The sequence below is a fragment of the Streptomyces sp. NPDC021019 genome (assembly GCF_044333295.1).
In the GTDB taxonomy this organism is placed as follows: Bacteria; Actinomycetota; Actinomycetes; order Streptomycetales; family Streptomycetaceae; genus Streptomyces.
In genome coordinates this window covers 232,517-252,792 of the sequence record NZ_JBIRQR010000002.1, presented here as the reverse complement: position 1 = coordinate 252,792, position 20,276 = coordinate 232,517, and the positions used below count along the sequence as shown (strand labels likewise).

The window sequence follows — 20,276 nt, the reverse complement described above, 5'->3', positions numbered from 1 at the left end:
GGGCGCCGATCGTTCCGACCGCGACCCACCCCCTGGTCAACCTGGTCACCTCTGGTCACCCAGTCGCTTCCGGTCACCATGGTGTCCGCATGTTGGAACACGCCTTCCGCTTCTTGAGAAGCGCCCCATCATGTAACCTGCACGAAATTTCGCAGAGGGCCAACGTCGTCCCTCGGCACCGCAAATGCCACGACGACGACGGGAGAGCCGATGCGTATCGACGCCTGGTCGCCCATGGACGGTCGCCCCGCCCAGCAGGGGATGTACGACCCCCGTAACGAACACGACGCCTGTGGTGTCGGGTTCGTGGCCACTCTGACCGGTGTGGCCAGCCATGAGCTGGTCGAGCAGGCGCTGACCGTACTGCGCAACCTCGAACACCGCGGCGCCACCGGCTCCGAGCCCGACTCCGGCGACGGCGCCGGCGTCCTCTGCCAGGTCCCGGACGCCTTCCTCCGCGCCGAGACCTCCTTCGAACTCCCCGAGGCCGGCTCGTACGCCGTGGGCATCGCCTTCCTCCCCGCGGACGACTCCGCCGAGGCCGTCCGGACGATCGAGCACATCGCCGCGCAGGAGGGCCTGACGGTCCTCGGCTGGCGCGACGTCCCGGTCGCCCCCGCACTTCTCGGCAACGGCGCCCGCGCCACCATGCCCACCTTCCGCCAGGTCTTCGTCGCCGACGGCGAGTCCACCGGCATCGTCCTGGACCGCAAGGCCTTCGTCCTGCGCAAGCGGGCCGAGCGTGAGGCCGGGGTGTACTTCCCCTCGCTCTCCGCCCGCACCATCGTCTACAAGGGCATGCTCACCACCGGGCAGCTGGAGCCGTTCTTCCCGGACCTCTCCGACCGCCGCTTCGCCTCCGCGGTCGCGCTGGTCCACTCCCGCTTCTCCACCAACACCTTCCCCAGCTGGCCGCTGGCCCACCCGTACCGCTTCGTCGCGCACAACGGCGAGATCAACACGGTCAAGGGCAACCGCAACTGGATGAAGGCCCGCGAGTCCCAGCTCGCCTCCGAGCTCTTCGGCCAGGCGCAGCTCGACCGGATCTTCCCCGTCTGCACCCCGGACGCCTCCGACTCCGCCTCCTTCGACGAGGTCCTGGAACTGCTCCACCTCGGCGGCCGCTCGCTGCCGCACTCGGTGCTGATGATGGTCCCCGAGGCGTGGGAGAACCACGACTCGATGGACCCGGCCCGGCGCGCGTTCTACCAGTACCACGCCACGATGATGGAGCCCTGGGACGGCCCGGCCTGCGTGACCTTCACCGACGGCGTCCAGGTCGGCGCGGTCCTCGACCGCAACGGTCTGCGCCCCGGCCGCTACTGGGTCACCGACGACGGCCTCGTCGTGCTCTCCTCCGAGGTCGGCGTCCTGGACATCGACCCCGCGAAGGTCGTCCGCAAGGGCCGCCTCCAGCCCGGCAGGATGTTCCTCGTCGACACCGCCGAGCACCGCATCATCGAGGACGACGAGATCAAGGCGTCCCTCGCCGCCGAGCAGCCCTACCAGGAGTGGCTGGAGACCGGCGAGATCGAGCTGAGCGACCTGCCCGAGCGCGAGCACATCGTGCACACCCACGCCTCGGTCACCCGCCGACAGCAGACCTTCGGCTACACCGAGGAAGAGCTCCGCGTCATCCTCGCGCCGATGGCCCGCACCGCCGGCGAACCGCTCGGCTCCATGGGCACCGACTCGCCGATCGCCGCGCTCTCCGAACGCCCCCGGCTGCTCTTCGACTACTTCACCCAGCTGTTCGCCCAGGTCACCAACCCGCCGCTGGACGCCATCCGCGAGGAACTCGTCACCTCGCTGCGCTCCTCGCTCGGCCCCCAGGGCAACATCCTGGAGCCGACCGCCGCCGCGTGCCGCAGCGTCACGCTGCCCTTCCCGGTGATCGACAACGACGAGCTCGCCAAGCTGATACACATCAACGCCGACGGCGACATGCCGGGCATGACGGCCGCCACCCTCTCCGGCCTCTACCGGGTCGGCGGCGGCGGCGACGCGCTGGCCGCGCGGATCGAACAGATCTGCACCGAGGTCGACGCCGCCATAGAGGACGGCGCCCGCCTGATCGTCCTCTCCGACCGGCACTCCGACGCCGAGCACGCCCCGATCCCCTCGCTGCTGCTCACCTCCGCCGTCCACCACCACCTCATCCGCACCAAGCAGCGCACCCAGGTGGGCCTGCTGGTCGAGGCCGGGGACGTCCGCGAGGTCCACCACGTCGCGCTGCTCATCGGCTACGGCGCCGCCGCGGTCAACCCGTACCTCGCCATGGAGTCCGTCGAGGACCTGGTCCGCGCCGGCACCTTCATCGAGAACATCGAGGCCGAGCAGGCCATCCGGAACCTGATCTACGCGCTCGGCAAGGGCGTCCTGAAGGTCATGTCCAAGATGGGCATCTCCACCGTCGCCTCCTACCGCGGCGCCCAGGTCTTCGAGGCCGTCGGCCTCGACGAGGCCTTCGTCGCGACGTACTTCAACGGCACCGCCACCAAGATCGGCGGCGCCGGCCTGGACGTCGTCGCCAAGGAGGTCGCCGCCCGGCACACCAAGGCGTACCCCGCCTCCGGCATCGCGGCCTCGCACCGCGCGCTGGAGATCGGCGGGGAGTACCAGTGGCGCCGCGAGGGCGAACCGCACCTGTTCGACCCGGAGACGGTCTTCCGCCTCCAGCACGCCACCCGCAACAGGCGCTACGACATCTTCAAGCAGTACACGGAGCGGGTGAACGAGCAGTCCGAGCGCCTCATGACGCTTCGCGGCCTCTTCGGCTTCGACTCCGGCCGCGAGCCGATCTCCCTCGACGAGGTCGAGCCCGCCTCCGAGATCGTCAAGCGCTTCTCCACCGGCGCCATGTCGTACGGCTCCATCTCCCGCGAGGCGCACGAGACGCTCGCCATCGCGATGAACCAGCTCGGCGGCAAGTCCAACACCGGTGAGGGCGGTGAGGACCCGGACCGCCTGTACGACCCGGCGCGCCGCTCCTCCATCAAGCAGGTCGCCTCCGGCCGCTTCGGTGTGACCAGCGAGTACCTGGTCAACGCCGACGACATCCAGATCAAGATGGCCCAGGGCGCCAAGCCCGGCGAGGGCGGCCAGCTGCCCGGCCACAAGGTCTACCCGTGGGTCGCCAAGACGCGGCACTCGACGCCCGGCGTCGGCCTCATCTCGCCGCCGCCGCACCACGACATCTACTCCATCGAAGACCTCGCCCAGCTGATCCACGACCTGAAGAACGCCAACCCCGTGGCCCGTATCCACGTGAAGCTGGTCTCCGAGGTCGGCGTCGGCACGGTCGCCGCCGGTGTCTCCAAGGCCCACGCGGACGTCGTCCTCATCTCCGGCCACGACGGCGGAACGGGCGCCTCCCCGCTCACCTCGCTCAAGCACGCGGGCGGCCCCTGGGAGCTCGGCCTCGCCGAGACCCAGCAGACCCTGCTCCTCAACGGCCTGCGCGACCGCATCGTCGTGCAGACCGACGGCCAGCTCAAGACCGGCCGCGACGTCGTCATCGCCGCACTGCTCGGCGCCGAGGAGTTCGGTTTCGCGACCGCGCCGCTCGTCGTCTCCGGCTGCGTCATGATGCGCGTCTGCCACCTGGACACCTGCCCGGTCGGCATCGCCACCCAGAACCCGGTGCTGCGGGACCGGTTCTCCGGCAAGGCCGAGTACATCGTCAACTTCTTCGAGTTCATCGCCGAAGAGGTCCGCGAGATCCTCGCCGAGCTGGGCTTCCGCACCATCGAGGAGGCCGTCGGCCACGCCGAGCTCCTCGACACCGACCGGGCGATCACCCACTGGAAGGCGCAGGGTCTCGACCTCGCCCCGCTCTTCCACGTCCCCGACCTGCCCGAGGGCGCGGTCCGCCACCACGTCGTCGAGCAGGACCACGGTCTGACGAAGGCGCTCGACAACCAGCTGATCAAGCTGGCCGCCGACGCGCTCGGGGCCGAGACCCCCGAGGCCGCCCAGCCGGTCCGCGCCCAGGTCGCGATCCGCAACATCAACCGGACCGTCGGCACCATGCTCGGCCACGAGGTGACCAAGAAGTTCGGTGGTCAGGGCCTGCCCGAGAACACCATCGACCTCACCTTCACCGGTTCGGCCGGCCAGTCCTTCGGCGCGTTCCTGCCGAGCGGGGTGACCCTGCGCCTGGAGGGCGACGCCAACGACTACGTCGGCAAGGGCCTCTCCGGCGGCCGGGTGATCGTCCGTCCCGACCGGGGCGCCGACCACCTCGCCGAGTACTCCACCATCGCCGGCAACACCATCGGCTACGGCGCGACCGGTGGCGAGGTCTTCCTGCGCGGCCGCACCGGCGAACGCTTCTGCGTCCGCAACTCCGGCGCGCTCGTCGTCTCCGAGGGCGTCGGCGACCACGGCTGCGAGTACATGACCGGCGGCCAGGCCGTCGTCCTCGGCGAGACCGGCCGCAACTTCGCCGCCGGCATGTCGGGCGGCGTCGCGTACGTCATCGACCTGAACCGCGACAACGTCAACGTCGGCAACCTCGGCGCGGTCGAGGAGCTGGACGACACCGACCGGCAGTGGCTGCACGACGTCGTGCGCCGCCACCGCGAGGAGACCGGCTCCACCGTCGCCGAGAAGCTCCTCACCGAGTGGGACACCGCCGTGACCCGCTTCAGCAAGATCATCCCGTCCACGTACAAGGCAGTGCTCGCCGCCAAGGACGCCGCTGAGCTCGCCGGTCTCTCCGAGCAGGAGACCACCGAGAAGATGATGGAGGCGGCGACCCATGGCTGACCCCAAGGGCTTCCTGACCACCGGACGCGAGGTCGCCCAGACCCGCCCCGTGGCCGAGCGCGTCAAGGACTGGAACGAGGTCTACGTTCCGGGCTCCCTGCTCCCGATCATCAGCAAGCAGGCCGGCCGCTGCATGGACTGCGGCATCCCGTTCTGCCACAACGGCTGTCCCCTCGGAAACCTCATCCCCGAGTGGAACGACTACGCCTACCGCGAGGACTGGACCGCGGCCTCCGAGCGGCTGCACGCCACGAACAACTTCCCGGAGTTCACCGGGCGGCTGTGCCCGGCCCCCTGCGAGTCGGCGTGCGTGCTCGGCATCAACCAGCCCGCCGTCACCATCAAGAACGTCGAAGTCTCCATCATCGACAAGGCGTGGGACAGCGGCGACGTCACCCCGCAGCCCCCCGAGCGGCTCTCCGGCAAGACCGTCGCGGTCATCGGCTCGGGCCCGGCGGGACTCGCCGCCGCCCAGCAGCTGACCCGGGCCGGCCACACCGTCGCCGTCTACGAGCGCGCGGACCGCATCGGGGGCCTCCTCCGCTACGGCATCCCCGAGTTCAAGATGGAGAAGTCGCACATCAACCGCCGCATCGAGCAGATGCGCCTGGAAGGCACCAAGTTCCGCACGGAGGTGGAGATCGGCAAGGACATCGACGCCGCGAAGCTCCGCCGCCGCTACGACGCGGTCGTCATCGCGGCCGGCGCCACCGTCTCCCGCGACCTGCCCGTCCCCGGCCGTGAGCTGGGCGGCATCCACTTCGCGATGGAGTACCTGCCGCTCGCCAACAAGGTGCAGGAGGGCGACCTGACCGTCGCCCCGATCCACGCCGGCGGCAAGCACGTCGTCGTCATCGGCGGCGGCGACACCGGAGCCGACTGCGTCGGCACCGCCCACCGCCAGGGCGCGGCCTCCGTCACCCAGCTGGAGATCATGCCGAAGCCGGGCGAGGACCGGAACGCCAACCAGCCGTGGCCGACCTTCCCGATGCTGTACAAGGTCACCTCCGCGCACGAGGAGGGCGGCGAGCGGGTCTACTCCGTCTCCACCACCCACTTCGAGGGCGACGAGGACGGCAACGTGGCGGCTCTCCACCTGGTGGAGGTCGAGTTCAAGGACGGTAAGCTGGAGCAGAAGCCCGGCACGGAGCGGCGCATCCCCGCGCAGCTCGTCACCCTCGCCATGGGCTTCACCGGAACCGACCAGTCCAACGGTCTGGTCCAGCAGTTCGGCCTGGAGCTCGACCAGCGCGGCAACGTCGCCCGCGACGAGCACTACGCGACCAACGTCGACGGCGTCTTCGTCGCCGGTGACGCGGGACGCGGCCAGTCGCTGATCGTCTGGGCGATCGCCGAGGGCCGCTCCGCCGCCCGCGGAGTGGACCGCTTCCTGACCGGGACCAGCGCCCTGCCGGCGCCGATCCGCCCGACGGACCGCTCGCTGCTGGTCTGAGCACCACCCGGGTTCCCTCTGGGCCACGCGGCCCGGGGGAGCCCCCACAAGACGTCCCGTACAACGGCGTACGGAACTGAACGCGGCGCCTGCCTGTCCCCGACCGGACTCCAGCGGGCGCCGTGGCGCGTCCGGGGCCGGGTTCCCGTTACGGGACCCGGCCTCAGCGCCGCCCGGCCTCAGCCGCCCGTCAGAGCCGAGGTCTTCAGCACCACCGCCACCGCGAACAGGCCCGCCAGCACCAGCCCGCCCGCGAGCTGGACCGGCCACACCCGCAGCTTCGCCGGCGCGAAGGCGAGAGCGTACGTCACCAGCGCCCCGGTCAGCAGACCGCCCAGGTGCCCCTGCCACGACGTGAACGCGGCCGAGATCAGCATCCAGAGCAGGAATCCGGCCATGAAACGGTTGACCGCCGCCATGTCACGGCCGAGCCGCCGGTGGATGACCCAGTACGCGGCCGCCAGCCCGAAGACCGCGCCCGAGGCGCCGACCGTCGAGGTGTCCGGGGCCAGCAGGTACACCAGGACCGAACCGCCCACCGCCGACAGCAGATACAGCGCCAGATAGCGGGCCCGCCCGAGCTGGCCCTCCACCGCCCGGCCGATGTTCCACAGCGCGAACATGTTGAACACCAGGTGCATCACCCCGAACGAGGCGTCCGGCGGAAGGTGCAGGAAGGCCCCGGTCACCAGCCGGTACCACTCCCCGTCCGCGATGCCCGTCAGCTCGTACCCGGCGTACGTGTCACCCCGGTAGTAGTACTGCTCGCCGTCCGGCCCGGTGAGCGCCGCCCCGAGCACCGCGAACCGGTCCACGATCTCCGGCCTGACCACCTCGCCGACGTAGACGAGGACGTTGAGCGCCATCAGGACGTACGTCACGATCGGCGCCGTCGCCCGGGACACCGCGCCGCCGAAGACCGTGCGGGCCTGGCGCACCGAGCGCTGCCCCTCCCTCACGCACTCCACGCAGTGGTGCCCTACGGCTGCCTCCCGCATGCAGTCCGGGCAGATGTAGCGGTCGCAACGGGTGCATCGGACATACGTCTCGTAGGACGGATGGCGGTAACACACGGTGGCGGCGGCCTCCATGGCCGGCTCCTTCACTGGGGATGTGCAACGGGGCCGGTGGGGGCGGCGGCGATCAAGATAGCGAACCGGAGTGACCGGCGTTAAGACCGGGGCCGGTCGTGGCCTACGCTCGAGGTCCGCGGAGCACAGAACGGGGGCCCGTCATGAACGGCGCGATCACGGCCGTGGGCACCGGCCCGGCCATCAGCCTCACCAAGGTGCGGGAGACGGCTCCGGCCCTGGTCGGCCACTACACGAGCGCCCGGACCTCGCTGGAGAAGCACGGCCTCGGCGGTCACCGCGCGGCCGTCTACCTCGTCCTCGACCACTCCGGCTCGATGAAGCCGTACTACAACGACGGCAGTGTCCAGGCGCTGGCCGACCGGGTGCTGGGGCTGTCGGCCAACCTCGACGACGACGGCACGGTGCCCGTCGTCTTCTTCTCCACCGACGTCGACGCGGTCACCGACATCGCCCTCGACAACCACCGCGGCCGGATCGACGAGATCCGGGCGGGGCTCGGGCACATGGGCAGGACCAGCTACCACCTGGCGATGGACGCGGTCATCGACCACTACCTCGACAGCGGCTCCACGGCGCCCGCCCTGGTCGTCTTCCAGACGGACGGCGGGCCGATCAACAAGCTCGCCGCCGAGCGCTACCTCTGCAAGGCGGCGAAGTTGCCCCTGTTCTGGCAGTTCGTCGGCTTCGGCAACACCCGCAGCAGTCAGTTCGACTTCCTGCGCAAGCTCGACGAGCTGGCCGTCCCCGCCAGGCGGATGGTCGACAACGCCGGATACTTCCACGCCGGCGAGGACCCCCGGAAGGTCCCGGACCCCGAGCTGTACGAACGGATCGTCGCCGAGTTCCCGCTCTGGCTGGCCGCCGCCCGGGAGCGGGGGATCGTCCGATGACGGTACGGATCCTGCGCGCCGCCGACCGCGAGCCCGTCCCGTGGAAGAACGGCGGCGGGACGGTCCGCGAGATCGCCACCGGCCCCGAGGGCGCCGGGACGGACGGCTTCGACTGGCGGGTGAGCCTGGCGGACGTCACCGCCGACGGGCCGTTCTCCGCTTTTCCGGGCGTGGAGCGCGTGCTGACCGTGGTCGAGGGCGCGGGCATGGACCTCGTCGTCGGCGGCGAGCACCACATCGTCGACGAGCCGCTGTGGCCGCACGGCTTCCCCGGCGACCTGCCCACCGAGGGTTTCCTGCTGGGCGGCCCCGTCGTCAATCTCAACGTCATGTACCGCAGGGCCCGTACGCGGGCGGAGACCGCCGTCGTCTGCGGCACGGTCCGCCTGCTGCCACCGGAGGGCGGCGCGGTGCTGGCCGTCTCCCTGGACGACGGCGCGGAGCTGGAGGGCGCGGGCGTCAGGCTGGACCGCTACGACGCGGTACTGGCGACCGGGGCGTCGCCCGGGGTCCTGCGGACGATGGGCCAGGCGGTGCTGATCACCTTCTCGGCCGCGTGACCGACCGGTTCCCCGGCTCCCCGCTCTCGGCGGCCGGGAAACTCGGCTGCCGATCTCCCCGCCTCGCGATACGGTCGCGCGCATGCCCCGAAACGCACCCGAACGCACGGTGATCCGTCGCTACGCCGCCTCCGACGAGAACGCGGCGGTGGACGTCTGGTCCCGGGCCGGCAGCCTGGCGCATCCCTTCATCCCCGGCGAGGGCGAGGGCGAGCGCGCCCGCAAGATGCGCGAGGTCTACCTCGTCCACGCCGAGAACTGGGTCGCCGAGACGGACGGCCGTGTGGTAGCTCTCCTGGGCCTCCTGGACACCGAGATCGGCGGTCTCTTCGTGGCCCCGGAGGCACAGGGCACCGGGGTGGGTCGGCGCCTGGTCGAACACGCGGCGGCGCTGCACGGGGCGTTGACCCTTGAGGTGTACGAGAAGAACAGAGGGGCCCGGAGCTTCTACGCCCGGATGGGCTTCGTGGAGGAGAGTCGTCGCGTCGACGAGGAGTACGACGAGGTCATGCTGAGGCTCACCCGGCCGGCTCCGGAGAACCACGCCTGAGGCGGTGACGGCGGTGACGGCGTTCGGCGCGGCGGAAGTCGCCCGCCTGTCGCGCGCAAACACCGACAGGAGATGTCGGGTATCCGGTGTTCCATGGCATCCATGGCATCCACGACGTCTTCATCCCCCTCGCACGCGCCTGTCTCCTGGGACGGCTTCGCCGCCGCCGAGCCCGAGTTCGCCGACACCGTGCAGCGCCGCTTCCGGCTCTACAAGCACCACGTCCTGGCCACCCTGCGGAAGGACGGCTCTCCCCGGGTAACCGGTCTGGAAGCCGACTTCCGCTTCGGTGAGCTGCTGCTCGGCATGATGCCGAACTCCCGCAAGGCCCTGGACCTGCGACGCGACCCGCGCTTCGCGCTCCAGGCCAACCCCGGGCCCGACGCCGAGCTGAAGGACGGGGACGTCCGTGTCAGCGGACGGGCCGTGGAGGTCACCGACCCGCAGATGATCGCCCGCTTCATCGAGGAGGCGACCCCGCCGGAGCCCTTCCACCTCTTCCGGGCGGAGCTGACCGAGGTGGTCCGCATCGGGCTCGACGGCGAGGCGATGGTCATCCGGTCCTGGCGTCCCGGGCAGCCGCTGCGCACCGTGCGCCGCACCGGCGACGACACCCCGCCGACCGACGTGTCCTGAACCGGGTCCGCGCGTCGGCGCTCAGCCCGCCAGCACCCGGGCCCGGCAGGCGGACGGCGTCCCCCACGCGTCCCGCAGCGGCCGGGCCCGGCGCAGCCACCACGCGAGGTCCAGCTCCTCGGTGTAGCCGACCGCGCCGTGCGACTGGAGCGCGGTGCGGGCCGCCGCGTACCCCGCCTCGCCCGCCGCCGCCTTCGCCGCCGCGACCGCCGCCCCCGCCCCGGCCGACCCGCCGGCCAGCTCCACCGCCGCCCCGTACAGCAGTGGGCGCGCGAACTCCAGGCCGAGCAGGGTGTCCGCGAGCCGGTGCTTGACCGCCTGGAAGGACCCGACGGGCACCCCGAACTGGGTGCGCCGCTTCACGTACGCCACGGTCGCCCGCAGCAGCTCCTCCCCGCAGCCCAGCGCCAGGGCCGCCGTGGCGAACGCCGCCAGGTCGCCCGCCGCCCGCGCGGCCTCGCGCACCCCGGGACCGGCCGCCGCCACCGTGCCGCCCGCCTCCGGCCGGAACAGCCGCCGCGCCGGGTCCGCCGACGCCGACGGCTCCCCGGGCCCCGGCGCGAGCCGCAGTTCGTCGCCGTCCACCGTGAACACCGCGTCCGCCGCGTCCGCGTCCAGGGCGTACGGCCCGTGCCCCGCCAGCCGCAGCGAGACGACCGCCCCGCCGGAGGCGATCCGGGGCAGCCACTCCTCGGCCGCCGGTCCGCCCGCTCCGCTCAGCAGCACCCCGGCCGCCAGGGTCTCCGCCACCGGTCCGGGCACCGCGTGCCGCCCCAGTTCGACGCAGGCGACGGCCAGCTCCACGGGGAGCGGCCCGAGACCCCCGTACGCCTGAGGGACCGCGAGCGCGAACACCCCCGCGTCCGCGAGCCGCCCCCACAGGGCCCGCCCCGGCGTGTGGACCCCGGCGGCCCACGCCCGCAGGACCGACGGTGTGCCGGCCGCCGTCAGCATCGCGTCCAGCGACCGGGCGAACTCCCGCTGCTCGTCGTGGAGGAGGAAACGCATCAGCGCCGTCCCTTCGGCAGGCCGAGCAGCCGCTCGGCGATGATGTCCCGCTGGATCTCGTTGGTCCCGGCGTACACGGGGCCCGCGAGCGCGAAGAGGTACCCCTCCGCCCATGCCGTGTCCGCCAGCTCCGCGTCCGGGCCCAGCAGATCGAGCGCCGTCTCGTGCAGCGCGATGTCGTAACGCGACCAGAACACCTTGTTCAGGCTGGACTCGGGCCCCAGCGAGGCCCCCGCCGCGAACCGGGCCGCCGAGGCGGCGGTGAACAGCTGATACGCCCGCGCCCCGATCACCGCGTCCGCCACCCGGTCCCGCAGCGCCGTGTCCGCCGGGTCGCCCGCCTCCCGCCACAAGGCCCGCAACCGGTCGGCGGCGGCCAGGAAGCGGCCGGGGGAGCGGAGGGTGAGGCCGCGCTCGTCGCCGGTGGCCGACATGGCGATGCGCCAGCCCTGCCCCGGCTCCCCGATGACGTCCGCGTCCGGTACGAAGACCTCGTCGAGGAAGATCTCGGCGAACGCGGGCTTCCCGTCCAGCCGCCCGATCGGGCGCACGGTGACCCCCGGCTCGGCGAGCCCGAACATCAGATACGTGAGCCCGTGATGCGGCTTCGACGCCCCGGGGTCCGTACGGAAGACACCGAAGGCCCGGTCCGCGAACGCCGCCCGTGAGGACCAGGTCTTCTGCCCCGACAGGAGCCAGCCGCCGTCCGTGCGCACCGCCCGCGACCGCAGCGCCGCCAGGTCCGACCCGGCCTCCGGCTCCGACCAGGCCTGCGCCCAGATGACCTCGCCGCTCGCCATCGGGGGCAGCACGCGGGCCCGCTGCTCCGCCGTGCCGTGGGCGAGGAGGGTCGGGGCGAGGAGGCTGATCCCGTTCTGCGAGACCCGGCCCGGCGCGCCCGCCGCCCAGTACTCCTCCTCGAACGCCAGCCACCCGAAGAGATCCGCGCCCCGGCCCCCGTACTCCTTGGGCCAGGAGACCGCCGACCACTGGCCGGCGCCCAGCAGCGCCTCCCACTCCCGGTGCGCCGCGAACCCCTCCTCGGTCTCCAGGGAGGGCAGCGGCCGGGCCGGTACGTGGTTCCGGAGCCAGGCCCGGGCCTCGGCCCGCAGGGCTGCTGTCCGTGCCGTCTGCGCCAGATCCATGAGGTGCCCGCCTTCCGACCGGTCGGCGCCGTCGCCGAGGCGTCCCGTTCCCTAACAAGTGTTTGGTAGGTTAACGTACGACCCACAGACCGTCGAGAAGTCGGGGGACCGGGCCATGGACACACCGTCGTACCTGCCGGGACACGGACTGCTGGCCGGCCGCACCGCCGTGATCACCGCCGCCGCCGGAGCGGGTATCGGCGGCGCGACCGCCCGCCGCTTCCTGGAGGAGGGCGCCCGCATCGTCATCGGCGACGCCCACGCCCGCCGGCTGAAGGAGAGCGCGCACGCCCTCGCCGCCACGTTCGGACCCGACCGCGTCACCCACCTGACCTGCGACGTCACCGAAGAGGACCAGGTCGGGGCCCTCTTCGCACACGCCGAACGCACCCACGGCGGCCTGGACATCGTCGTCAACAACGCGGGCCTCGGCGGCACCGCCGAACTCACGGAGATGACCGACGACCAGTGGACGAAGATCCTCGACGTCACCCTGAACGGCACCTTCCGCTGCACCCGCGCCGCCCTGCGCTCCCTCAAGGCCGCCGGCGCCGGGGGAGTCCTCGTCAACAACGCCTCCGTCGTCGGCTGGCGTGCCCAGCGCGGCCAGGCCCACTACGCCGCCGCCAAGGCCGGCGTCATGGCCCTCACCCGCTGCGCCGCCGTCGAGGCCGCCGACTACGGCGTACGCGTCAACGCCGTCGCCCCCAGCCTCGCCATGCACCCGCATCTCGCCAAGGTCACCTCCCCCGAACTCCTCGCCGAACTCACCGCGAAGGAGGCCTTGGGCCGGTACGCCGAACCCTGGGAGGTCGCCAACGTGATCGTCTTCCTCGCCAGCGGCTACTCCTCGTACATGACCGGCGAGGTCGTCCCCGTCAGCAGCCAGCATGCGTGAACACACGGGCCGCGGGCGGACAATGGCCGGGTGCCTACCAAGAAGAAGCCCCAGGTGACCCCCACGCCGGAGCGACGCCGTGAACTGCTCGCCACCGCCGCCGAGGTCTTCGCCGCCCAGGGATACAACGCCACCACCGTCCGCCGGATCGCGGACGAGGCCGGGATGCTCGCGGGCAGCCTCTACTACCACTTCGATTCCAAGGAATCGATGATCGACGAGATCCTCTCCACCTTCCTCGACGAGCTCTGGCAGGGCTACGACACGGTCCTGGAGGCCGGCCTCGGCCCCCGCGAGACCATCGAGGCCCTGGTCACCGAGTCCTTCCGGGAGATCGACCGGCACCGCCCCGCCGTCGCGATCTACCAGAAGGAGTCCAAGCACCTCGCCACCCAGCCGCGCTTCGCCTACCTCGTCGACTCGCAGACCAAGTTCGAGAAGGCCTGGCTCGGCACCCTGGAACGCGGCGTCGCCGAAGGCGCCTTCCGCGACGACCTCGACATCCGCCTCACCTACCGCTTCGTCCGCGACACCGTCTGGGTCGCGGCCTCCTGGTACCGGCCCGGCGGACACCACAGCCCCGAGGAGATCGCCCGTCAGTACCTCTCGATGGTGCTCGACGGAATCGCCCTGCGTACGTAACCGGCAACCGGTCCATCCCCAGCGCACCGAGGAGCAGCAGCCATGGCCGAGGCCTACATCGTCGAAGCGGTACGCACCCCCGTCGGGCGGCGCGGGGGCGGCCTCGGGGCCGCCCACCCCGCCGACCTCGGCGCGCACGTGCTGAAAGAGCTGATCGCCCGCTCCGGAGTCGACCCGGCGGCCGTCGAGGACGTCGTCTTCGGCTGCCTCGACACCGTCGGACCCCAGGCCGGTGACATCGCCCGTACGTCCTGGCTCGCCGCCGGACTCCCCGAGGAGGTCCCCGGCGTCACGATCGACCGGCAGTGCGGCTCCTCCCAGCAGGCCCTCCACTTCGCGGCCCAGGGCGTCCTCTCCGGCACCCAGGACCTCGTCGTCGCGGGCGGCACCCAGAACATGACCCAGATCCCGATCGCCTTCGCCTCCCGGCAGGCCGCCGAACCCCTCGGCCTCACCCAGGGCCCGTACGCCGGCAGCGAGGGCTGGCGCGCCCGCTACGGCGACGCCCCCGTCAACCAGTTCCACGGCGCCCAGCTGATCGCCGAGAAGTGGGGCGTCAGCCGCCGGGACATGGAGGAGTTCGCCCTCACCTCCCACCACCGATCACTCCGCGCCATCGACGAGGGCCGCTTCGCCCGCGAGACCGTCGCGTACGGGGACGTCACCGCGGACGAGGGGCCGCGCCGCGACACCACCCTGGAGAAAATGGCCGGTCTGCGACCCGTCGTGGAGGGCGGCACCATCACCGCGGCCTGCTCCTCCCAAGTTTCCGACGGGGCCGCGGCCCTGCTCATCGCCTCGGAACGGGCCGTCGCCGCACACGGGCTCACCCCGCGGGCCCGGGTCCACCACCTGTCCGTACGGGGCGAGGACCCGATCCGGATGCTCTCGGCCCCGATCCCGGCCACCGCGTACGCGCTGAAGAAGACCGGCCTCGCCCTCGACGCCATCGACCTCGTCGAGATCAACGAGGCGTTCGCCCCGGTCGTCCTCGCCTGGCTGAAAGAGACCGGCGCCGACCCCGAGCGGGTCAACGTCAACGGCGGAGCCATCGCGCTGGGCCACCCGCTCGGCGCGACCGGGGCCCGGCTGATGACGACCCTGCTCCACGAACTGGAACGCACCGGCGGCCGCTACGGGCTCCAGACCATGTGCGAGGGCGGCGGACAGGCCAACGTCACCATCGTCGAGCGACTCTGAGAACCCGGCCCCGCCCCGCCGGCGGACCCCGGTGGCCCCGCCCGTACACCTTCTGGTCAGCCAAGTTTTCCCTCCGGCGGCGCGGCGCGCTCCGCCGCCGGAGGAGAGGACGTGCTAGGGTGTTTCCCGTTGCAGTTTTGGTACCCATGAACTTTATGTGCGCCTGACGGGAATGCTTCCTCAGGCGCTTTATTGTTTTCCGGCTTTCTCCGGGTGGGGCTCAATGCGGCGACTTGGAATCCGTAAAGTGCGGGTTCTCGGCACTGCACCTCTTTTAGGAGAATGACATGGCTACTGGAACCGTGAAGTGGTTCAACTCGGAAAAGGGCTTCGGCTTCATCGAGCAGGACGGCGGCGGCGCCGACGTCTTCGCCCACTACTCCAACATCGCCACCCAGGGCTTCCGTGAGCTCCAGGAGGGCCAGAAGGTCTCCTTCGACGTCACGCAGGGCCAGAAGGGCCCGCAGGCGGAGAACATCGTCCCGGCCTAATTGCCGGACGCGTACCTCGCTGACCGGGGCCCGCACCGTGAAGGTGCGGGCCCCGGTTTGTGCTGTCCGAGAGAAAACCCGTTTCGTGCGCACATCCTGGGGGCGCATCACAGACGGTCGGGCCGGCACATCGCAGTAAACCCACTCGGCAGTTGCCCAGGAATCCCCCAGGAGGGCAATTCCGTATGACCAGCTCCGAACGCCAGGACCGCACCCCCCGCTCGCGACCGGCCCGTGGCCGGGGCCGCGGCCAGGGCGCCGGCGCCCAGGCTCCCGCGAACGGCCGGGGCGGCGCACCCCGCTCCAAGGCCCAGGGCGGCTCCAAGCCCCCGGCCCGCCGCCGCGCCACCCCGCCGCAGGGCGAGTTCGCCCTGCCGGAGATGGTGACGCCCGCACTGCCGTCCGTGGACGCCTTCGCCGACCTGGACATGCCCGCCGGGCTGCTGAAGACCCTCACCGCGCAGGGCGTTACCGAGCCGTTCCCGATCCAGGGCGCGACCCTGCCGAACTCGTTGGCCGGCCGCGACATCCTCGGCCGCGGGCGCACCGGCTCCGGCAAGACGCTCGCCTTCGGCCTGGCGCTGCTGGCCCGCACCGCCGGACGCCGCAGCGAGCCGCGCGCTCCGCTCGCCATGGTCCTCGTGCCGACGCGCGAGCTGGCGCAGCAGGTCACCGACGCGCTGACCCCGTACGCGACCGCCGTGAACCTGCGGATGGCCACGGTCGTCGGCGGCATGTCGATCACCAAGCAGTCCGCCACCCTGCGGCGCGGCGCCGAAGTGCTCGTCGCCACCCCGGGCCGGCTCAAGGACCTCATCGAGCGCGGCGACTGCCGACTGGACGAGGTCTCCATCACCGTCCTCGACGAGGCCGACCAGATGGCCGACATGGGCTTCATGCCGCAGGTCGTCGCCCTGCTCAAGCAGGTCGAGACGGACGGGCAGCGGATGCTGTTCTCCGCGACCCTCGACAAGAACATCGACCGGCTCGTGAAGATGTTCCTCACGGACCCGGTCGTGCACTCGGTCGACCCGTCCGCCGGTGCGGTCACCACGATGGAGCACCACGTGCTCCACGTCCTGGACGAGACCGACAAGAAGGCCGTCGCCACGAAGATCGCCGCCCGCGAGGGCCGGGTGATCATGTTCGTCGACACCAAGCGCGCCGCCGACCGCTTCGCCAAGCGACTGCTCGCCAGCGGTGTACGGGCTGCCGCCCTGCACGGCGGACGTTCGCAGCCGCAGCGCAACCGGACCCTCGACCAGTTCAAGAACGGGCAGGTCACCGCGCTCGTCGCGACGAACGTCGCGGCCCGCGGGATCCACGTCGACGACCTCGACCTGGTCGTCAACGTGGACCCGCCGACCGACCACAAGGACTACCTCCACCGCGGCGGGCGCACGGCGCGCGCCGGTGAGTCCGGCAGCGTCGTCACGCTGGTGCTGCCCGAGGAGAAGCGCGAGATGACCCGGCTGATGCAGGACGCCGGCATCGCGCCGCGCACCACGCGGGTCACCTCCAGCGACGCGGAACTGAGCCGGATCACGGGGGCCCGCGAGCCCTCGGGCGTCGCGATCGTGATCGAGGTACCGCAGCCGACTGCGCCGAAGCAGCGGACCCGGTCGGGCGGTTCCGGCACCGGAACCGGCTCCGGCGGGGGAGCGGTGCGCTCCGGGAGCCGGGGACGTGGGCGGCGAGGGGCCGGTACGGGTGCCGGGCTCGGTGGCACGGGTGGCGGCGCGGCGCGTTCCGGTGGCGGGGCTGCGCGTTCCGGCGGCGGGGCGCGATCGGGCGGCGAGTCCCGTGGCGCCGGGCGCTCCGGCGCGCCTGCGCGGGGACGTCGGGCCGCGTAGGGCCCACCCCGAGCCGTCCGGTGATCGAGGACCGGGGCCGCCCCGAGCCGTCCGGTGGCGGAGGACGGGTCATCTCAAGCCGTCCGGCGGCTGAGGGCCGGGTCACCTCAAGCCGTCCGGCGATTGAGGACCGGGGTCCGGGGCAGAGCCCCGAAAGCCCCGGGCGCGGGGCTTTGTCCTCAAGCGCCGGACGGGCTGGACAGGGCCGTCAAGCACCGGACGGGCTGTTGGTGTCGGCCGGAGCCCGGCCTCGGGCCGACGGGGGCCGGGGCTGTCCTCAAGCCCCGGACGGGCTGGGTGTCGCGGACGGGCTGGAAACGCCCGCCCGGCCGTTGGCGTCGGCGGAGAGCCCTGCCGCGCGCCGATGTGGGCCAGGGCCTGCCTCACGCGCCGGCCGGGCCGAATTCGGTGCCCAGGGTCGCGCGAGCCGTCTCCGCCTCGACCATGATCCGGCCCACCAGCTCCGCCACGCTCGGCAGGTCCTCGATCAGGGCCGCGACCTGGCCCGAGGCCATGATGCCGAGGTCCGTGCGGCCGTCGACCATCGACGCCCTCAGCAGCATCGGGGTGTTCGCCGCCAGCAGCACCTGGCTCCAGCTCAGCTCCTTGCCGTGCCGCATCGCCAGGCCGTCGCGGACCATGCCCGGCCAGCTCAGGCCGGAGATCCGGCGGAAGCCGGACGCCCGGCGCAGCGCCCGGTACAGGGAACGCAGCGGGCCCGCACCCTCCAACTCCGCCACCATCTCCGTACGGAGCATCCGGTGCGGGAGGCCGTCCACCGCCCTCGTCAGGGTGATGTCCTGCGCGGTCGCCGCCAGATAGCGGGCCTTCACCGCGTCCGGGACCGTCGAGTCCGAGGTCAGCAGGAACCGGGTGCCCATCGCGACGCCCGACGCCCCGTACGCCAGCGCCGCCACCAGGCCACGGCCGTCGTGGAAGCCGCCCGCCGCGACCACCGGGATGTCCACCGCGTCCACGACCTGCGGCAGCAGCACCGTGGTGGCGACCTCGCCGGTGTGGCCGCCGCCCTCGCCGCCCTGCACGATCACCGCGTCCGCGCCCCACGCCGCGACCTTCTCCGCGTGCCGCCGGGCCCCCACCGACGGGACGACGACCACGCCCGCGTCCTTCAACTCCGCGATCAGCTCCCTCGACGGGGCGAGCGCGAACGACGCCACCCGTACGCCCTCCTCGACGATGATCCGGACCCGCTCCCGGGCGTCCCCCGCGTCCGCCCGCAGATTCACCCCGAACGGCGCGTCCGTCCGTGACTTCACCTCCCGTACGGCGGAACGCAGTTGATCCGGCGTCATGGTCGCCGACGCGAGGATGCCGAGCGCCCCGGCCCGTGCGGTCGAGGTGACCAGGCGGGGGCCCGCCACCCAGCCCATCCCGGTCTGCACGATCGGGTGCCGGACACCGACGAGGTCGGTCAGGGCGGTGCGCATCAGGACCGCACCTCGCGGTCCCGGGCGCGGGCCGGATCGACGACCTCACGGATCAGGGCGAGTTCGGCGGGGGAGGGGGCGCGGGTGTACGGGACGTCGGCGGGGACCGTGAGCGCGAAGCCCGTCGCCTCGCGGACCTGGTCCACCGTGACGCCGGGGTGGACCGAGGCGAGCCGCATCGAGCGGTCGGGCGTCGTGAAGTCGAAGACCCCGAGATCGCTGACGACCCGGGGGATGCGGTGGTAGCGGGTGGCCGACGGGCCCGCCGCCCGCGCGCTGTCGTGGCCGACCCCGCAGATCATGTCGACGCGTTCGACGAAGACCCGTGGGGAGTGCCGGGGGACCCAGTAACTCACGCGGTTGTTCAGCGTGTTGACGGGTGCGCCACGGACCCCGAGCAGCTGGCGGGAGGGCTGTTCCCAGTCGCCGATGCAGGAGATGTTCTGGTTGCCGAAGCGGTCGATCTGGCTCGCGCCCATCATCACGTGCCGCCGCCCGCCGGTCACCAGGGCAAGGTGCCTGCGGTAGGGCAGCCAGCCCTCCGCCTCACCGTCAGGGCCGACGAGCGTCGCCTCGCCGTCCGTGAGCAGCAGGTCGGGGGCGAAGGTCAGCCGGGCCAGCCGCGCCCCGGCCGACGGCACCGCGCCCATCGGGCTGGCCAGGATCTCACCGTCGCCGCGCCAGGCCTCCGCGCACGCGATCACGCAGTACTCGGCACGGGTGATGCCTCCGGTCGCCGACGCGTTCACTTCTGCTCCTCGTGCCAGGTGCGGACGGCCTGCCGGTAGCCCTTCTCGTCGCCGTCCGACGGCAGGAAGCGGGCCGCGAACGCCGCCCAGGCGGCCGGGTCCGCCGCCGCGGCCGCGTACGCCTTCTGAAACGGCTCGTCGCGCGGGTGCTCGGGTACGCAGGAGGTGAAGTGCGCTCCGCCCGGCGTCTCCACGACACCGGTGACGGAGTGCCGTTGGACGAGGAGGGTCTGCGGGGCGGAGGAGTCCTCGGTCAGCTCCCGGGTCTCCACGATGCGTTCGCAGGAGACGTACGCCGCGTCGGCCGCCGCGCAGAACAGGTCGTCGAAGTACGGGTCGGGGCCCAGGTACTGGCCGTTGCCGAGCCGGTCCGCCCGGTTGAGGTGGACCAGCGCCGCGTCCATCCGCAGCGCCGGCATCGCCACGAACTCCTCGCCGTCCTCGTACGGTGACGTCACCGTGCACAGCTCGGGGTTGACCCGCATCACATCCGAACCGATGCCCGCGCGGACCGGCAGGAAGGGCAGCCGGTTCGCCGCCGCGTGCAGTCCCCACATGAACATCGCCTCGTCGATCTCCGTCAACGCGAACGCCCCGCGTTGCCGGGCCGTTCGGTAGTGCGGCTCCAGCGGGATGGAGTCGAGCGTCACGAACGCCGTGACCAGGCGGGCGATCCGGCCCGCCGCGGCCAGCAGCCCCACGTCAGGGCCGCCGTAGGAGATCACCGTGAGATCGGTGACGGGTGACCTGAGCACCGCCCTGACCAGGGCCATCGGCTTGCGGCGCGACCCCCAGCCGCCTATCCCGATCGTCATGCCGCTGCTCAGCCGGTCGACGACCTCCTCGGGCGTCATCGTCTTGTCGCGCGCATGAGGGGGAGTGCTCATGG

The 20,276-nt window shown here is 72.1% G+C and carries 17 protein-coding genes; 11 read left to right on the top strand and 6 right to left on the bottom strand.

The window, feature by feature from the left end:
* Window positions 1–210: 210 nt before the first annotated feature.
* Entirely contained in the window at window positions 211–4,770 is a 4,560-nt protein-coding gene (gene gltB / locus ACH4RG_RS12055; RefSeq protein ID WP_397916337.1) for a glutamate synthase large subunit, read from the top strand.
* Window positions 4,763–6,223 (top strand): glutamate synthase subunit beta, encoded by a 1,461-nt coding sequence (locus ACH4RG_RS12050; RefSeq protein WP_228926670.1) that lies wholly within the window; start codon window positions 4,763–4,765, stop codon window positions 6,221–6,223. Before gltB ends, ACH4RG_RS12050 begins: the two co-directional genes overlap by 8 nt.
* Before the next feature lie 179 nt (window positions 6,224–6,402).
* Here ACH4RG_RS12050 and ACH4RG_RS12045 read toward each other — a convergent pair whose 3' ends face one another.
* Complete coding sequence (locus ACH4RG_RS12045; protein WP_397930029.1) at window positions 6,403–7,314, bottom strand: rhomboid family intramembrane serine protease; 912 nt, start codon at window positions 7,312–7,314, stop codon at window positions 6,403–6,405.
* A 143-nt stretch (window positions 7,315–7,457) separates the two neighbouring features.
* On the opposite strand from ACH4RG_RS12045, the gene ACH4RG_RS12040 reads away from it, so the two are divergent.
* The 4 genes from ACH4RG_RS12040 to ACH4RG_RS12025 all read left to right on the top strand — a co-directional run bounded on the left by ACH4RG_RS12040 (window position 7,458) and on the right by ACH4RG_RS12025 (window position 9,953).
* A complete protein-coding gene (locus ACH4RG_RS12040) occupies window positions 7,458–8,207 on the top strand; it encodes a vWA domain-containing protein (RefSeq protein WP_397916335.1) in 750 nt (249 codons plus the stop codon).
* Window positions 8,204–8,767 carry a HutD family protein gene (locus ACH4RG_RS12035; protein WP_398539459.1) on the top strand — a complete coding sequence of 188 codons (564 nt, stop codon included), beginning with the start codon at window positions 8,204–8,206 and terminating at the stop codon, window positions 8,765–8,767. Before ACH4RG_RS12040 ends, ACH4RG_RS12035 begins: the two co-directional genes overlap by 4 nt.
* Before the next feature lie 82 nt (window positions 8,768–8,849).
* Window positions 8,850–9,317 carry a GNAT family N-acetyltransferase gene (locus ACH4RG_RS12030; protein WP_397916333.1) on the top strand — a complete coding sequence of 156 codons (468 nt, stop codon included), beginning with the start codon at window positions 8,850–8,852 and terminating at the stop codon, window positions 9,315–9,317.
* A gap of 102 nt (window positions 9,318–9,419) precedes the next feature.
* On the top strand, window positions 9,420–9,953 hold the full coding sequence (locus ACH4RG_RS12025; RefSeq protein WP_397930032.1) for a pyridoxamine 5'-phosphate oxidase family protein: 534 nt from the start codon (window positions 9,420–9,422) through the stop codon (window positions 9,951–9,953).
* 21 nt (window positions 9,954–9,974) lie between these two features.
* Here ACH4RG_RS12025 and ACH4RG_RS12020 read toward each other — a convergent pair whose 3' ends face one another.
* Together ACH4RG_RS12020 and ACH4RG_RS12015 are read right to left on the bottom strand one after the other, a co-directional pair.
* Window positions 9,975–10,961 (bottom strand): acyl-CoA dehydrogenase family protein, encoded by a 987-nt coding sequence (locus tag ACH4RG_RS12020; protein ID WP_397916331.1) that lies wholly within the window; start codon window positions 10,959–10,961, stop codon window positions 9,975–9,977.
* Entirely contained in the window at window positions 10,961–12,106 is a 1,146-nt protein-coding gene (locus ACH4RG_RS12015) for an acyl-CoA dehydrogenase family protein (RefSeq protein WP_397930035.1), read from the bottom strand. The genes ACH4RG_RS12020 and ACH4RG_RS12015 overlap by 1 nt, the downstream gene beginning before the upstream one ends.
* A 115-nt stretch (window positions 12,107–12,221) precedes the next feature.
* Between ACH4RG_RS12015 and ACH4RG_RS12010 the strand changes: the two genes are divergently transcribed.
* The 5 genes from ACH4RG_RS12010 to ACH4RG_RS11990 all read left to right on the top strand — a co-directional run bounded on the left by ACH4RG_RS12010 (window position 12,222) and on the right by ACH4RG_RS11990 (window position 17,190).
* Window positions 12,222–13,004, top strand: a complete 783-nt coding sequence (locus ACH4RG_RS12010) for an SDR family oxidoreductase (protein ID WP_397930038.1) — start codon at window positions 12,222–12,224, stop codon at window positions 13,002–13,004.
* Window positions 13,005–13,034: 30 nt separating this feature from the next.
* Entirely contained in the window at window positions 13,035–13,646 is a 612-nt protein-coding gene (locus tag ACH4RG_RS12005) for a TetR family transcriptional regulator (protein ID WP_026290454.1), read from the top strand.
* Window positions 13,647–13,688: 42 nt separating this feature from the next.
* The gene (locus ACH4RG_RS12000; protein WP_397930041.1) at window positions 13,689–14,846 is read left to right on the top strand and encodes an acetyl-CoA C-acetyltransferase; all 1,158 of its coding nucleotides are present in this window, start codon (window positions 13,689–13,691) and stop codon (window positions 14,844–14,846) included.
* A 287-nt stretch (window positions 14,847–15,133) separates the two neighbouring features.
* Complete coding sequence (locus ACH4RG_RS11995; protein ID WP_015607926.1) at window positions 15,134–15,337, top strand: cold-shock protein; 204 nt, start codon at window positions 15,134–15,136, stop codon at window positions 15,335–15,337.
* A gap of 185 nt (window positions 15,338–15,522) precedes the next feature.
* A complete protein-coding gene (locus ACH4RG_RS11990; RefSeq protein WP_397930044.1) occupies window positions 15,523–17,190 on the top strand; it encodes a DEAD/DEAH box helicase in 1,668 nt (555 codons plus the stop codon).
* A gap of 383 nt (window positions 17,191–17,573) precedes the next feature.
* Here ACH4RG_RS11990 and ACH4RG_RS11985 read toward each other — a convergent pair whose 3' ends face one another.
* From ACH4RG_RS11985 to ACH4RG_RS11975, 3 genes are read right to left on the bottom strand one after another with little or no spacing between them, the layout of a single operon-like run.
* Complete coding sequence (locus ACH4RG_RS11985) at window positions 17,574–18,638, bottom strand: NAD(P)H-dependent flavin oxidoreductase (protein ID WP_397930047.1); 1,065 nt, start codon at window positions 18,636–18,638, stop codon at window positions 17,574–17,576.
* Window positions 18,638–19,387 (bottom strand): CoA-transferase subunit beta, encoded by a 750-nt coding sequence (locus ACH4RG_RS11980; RefSeq protein WP_397916321.1) that lies wholly within the window; start codon window positions 19,385–19,387, stop codon window positions 18,638–18,640. The genes ACH4RG_RS11985 and ACH4RG_RS11980 overlap by 1 nt, the downstream gene beginning before the upstream one ends.
* Window positions 19,384–20,274, bottom strand: coding sequence for a CoA transferase subunit A (locus ACH4RG_RS11975; protein ID WP_397930050.1), 891 nt, complete (start codon window positions 20,272–20,274; stop codon window positions 19,384–19,386). The genes ACH4RG_RS11980 and ACH4RG_RS11975 overlap by 4 nt, the downstream gene beginning before the upstream one ends.
* Window positions 20,275–20,276: the final 2 nt, after the last annotated feature.

What these genes read in the sequence shown, in the direction of transcription:
- gltB (WP_397916337.1), top strand. Translation starts at nt 211, where the DNA reads ATGCGTATCGACGCCTGGTCGCCCATGGACGGTCGCCCCGCCCAGCAG.
- ACH4RG_RS12050 (WP_228926670.1), top strand. Translation starts at nt 4,763, where the DNA reads ATGGCTGACCCCAAGGGCTTCCTGACCACCGGACGCGAGGTCGCCCAG.
- ACH4RG_RS12045 (WP_397930029.1), bottom strand. Translation starts at nt 7,314, where the DNA reads ATGGAGGCCGCCGCCACCGTGTGTTACCGCCATCCGTCCTACGAGACG.
- ACH4RG_RS12040 (WP_397916335.1), top strand. Translation starts at nt 7,458, where the DNA reads ATGAACGGCGCGATCACGGCCGTGGGCACCGGCCCGGCCATCAGCCTC.
- ACH4RG_RS12035 (WP_398539459.1), top strand. Translation starts at nt 8,204, where the DNA reads ATGACGGTACGGATCCTGCGCGCCGCCGACCGCGAGCCCGTCCCGTGG.
- ACH4RG_RS12030 (WP_397916333.1), top strand. Translation starts at nt 8,850, where the DNA reads ATGCCCCGAAACGCACCCGAACGCACGGTGATCCGTCGCTACGCCGCC.
- ACH4RG_RS12025 (WP_397930032.1), top strand. Translation starts at nt 9,420, where the DNA reads ATGGCATCCACGACGTCTTCATCCCCCTCGCACGCGCCTGTCTCCTGG.
- ACH4RG_RS12020 (WP_397916331.1), bottom strand. Translation starts at nt 10,961, where the DNA reads ATGCGTTTCCTCCTCCACGACGAGCAGCGGGAGTTCGCCCGGTCGCTG.
- ACH4RG_RS12015 (WP_397930035.1), bottom strand. Translation starts at nt 12,106, where the DNA reads ATGGATCTGGCGCAGACGGCACGGACAGCAGCCCTGCGGGCCGAGGCC.
- ACH4RG_RS12010 (WP_397930038.1), top strand. Translation starts at nt 12,222, where the DNA reads ATGGACACACCGTCGTACCTGCCGGGACACGGACTGCTGGCCGGCCGC.
- ACH4RG_RS12000 (WP_397930041.1), top strand. Translation starts at nt 13,689, where the DNA reads ATGGCCGAGGCCTACATCGTCGAAGCGGTACGCACCCCCGTCGGGCGG.
- ACH4RG_RS11995 (WP_015607926.1), top strand. Translation starts at nt 15,134, where the DNA reads ATGGCTACTGGAACCGTGAAGTGGTTCAACTCGGAAAAGGGCTTCGGC.
- ACH4RG_RS11990 (WP_397930044.1), top strand. Translation starts at nt 15,523, where the DNA reads ATGACCAGCTCCGAACGCCAGGACCGCACCCCCCGCTCGCGACCGGCC.
- ACH4RG_RS11985 (WP_397930047.1), bottom strand. Translation starts at nt 18,638, where the DNA reads ATGCGCACCGCCCTGACCGACCTCGTCGGTGTCCGGCACCCGATCGTG.
- ACH4RG_RS11975 (WP_397930050.1), bottom strand. Translation starts at nt 20,274, where the DNA reads ATGAGCACTCCCCCTCATGCGCGCGACAAGACGATGACGCCCGAGGAG.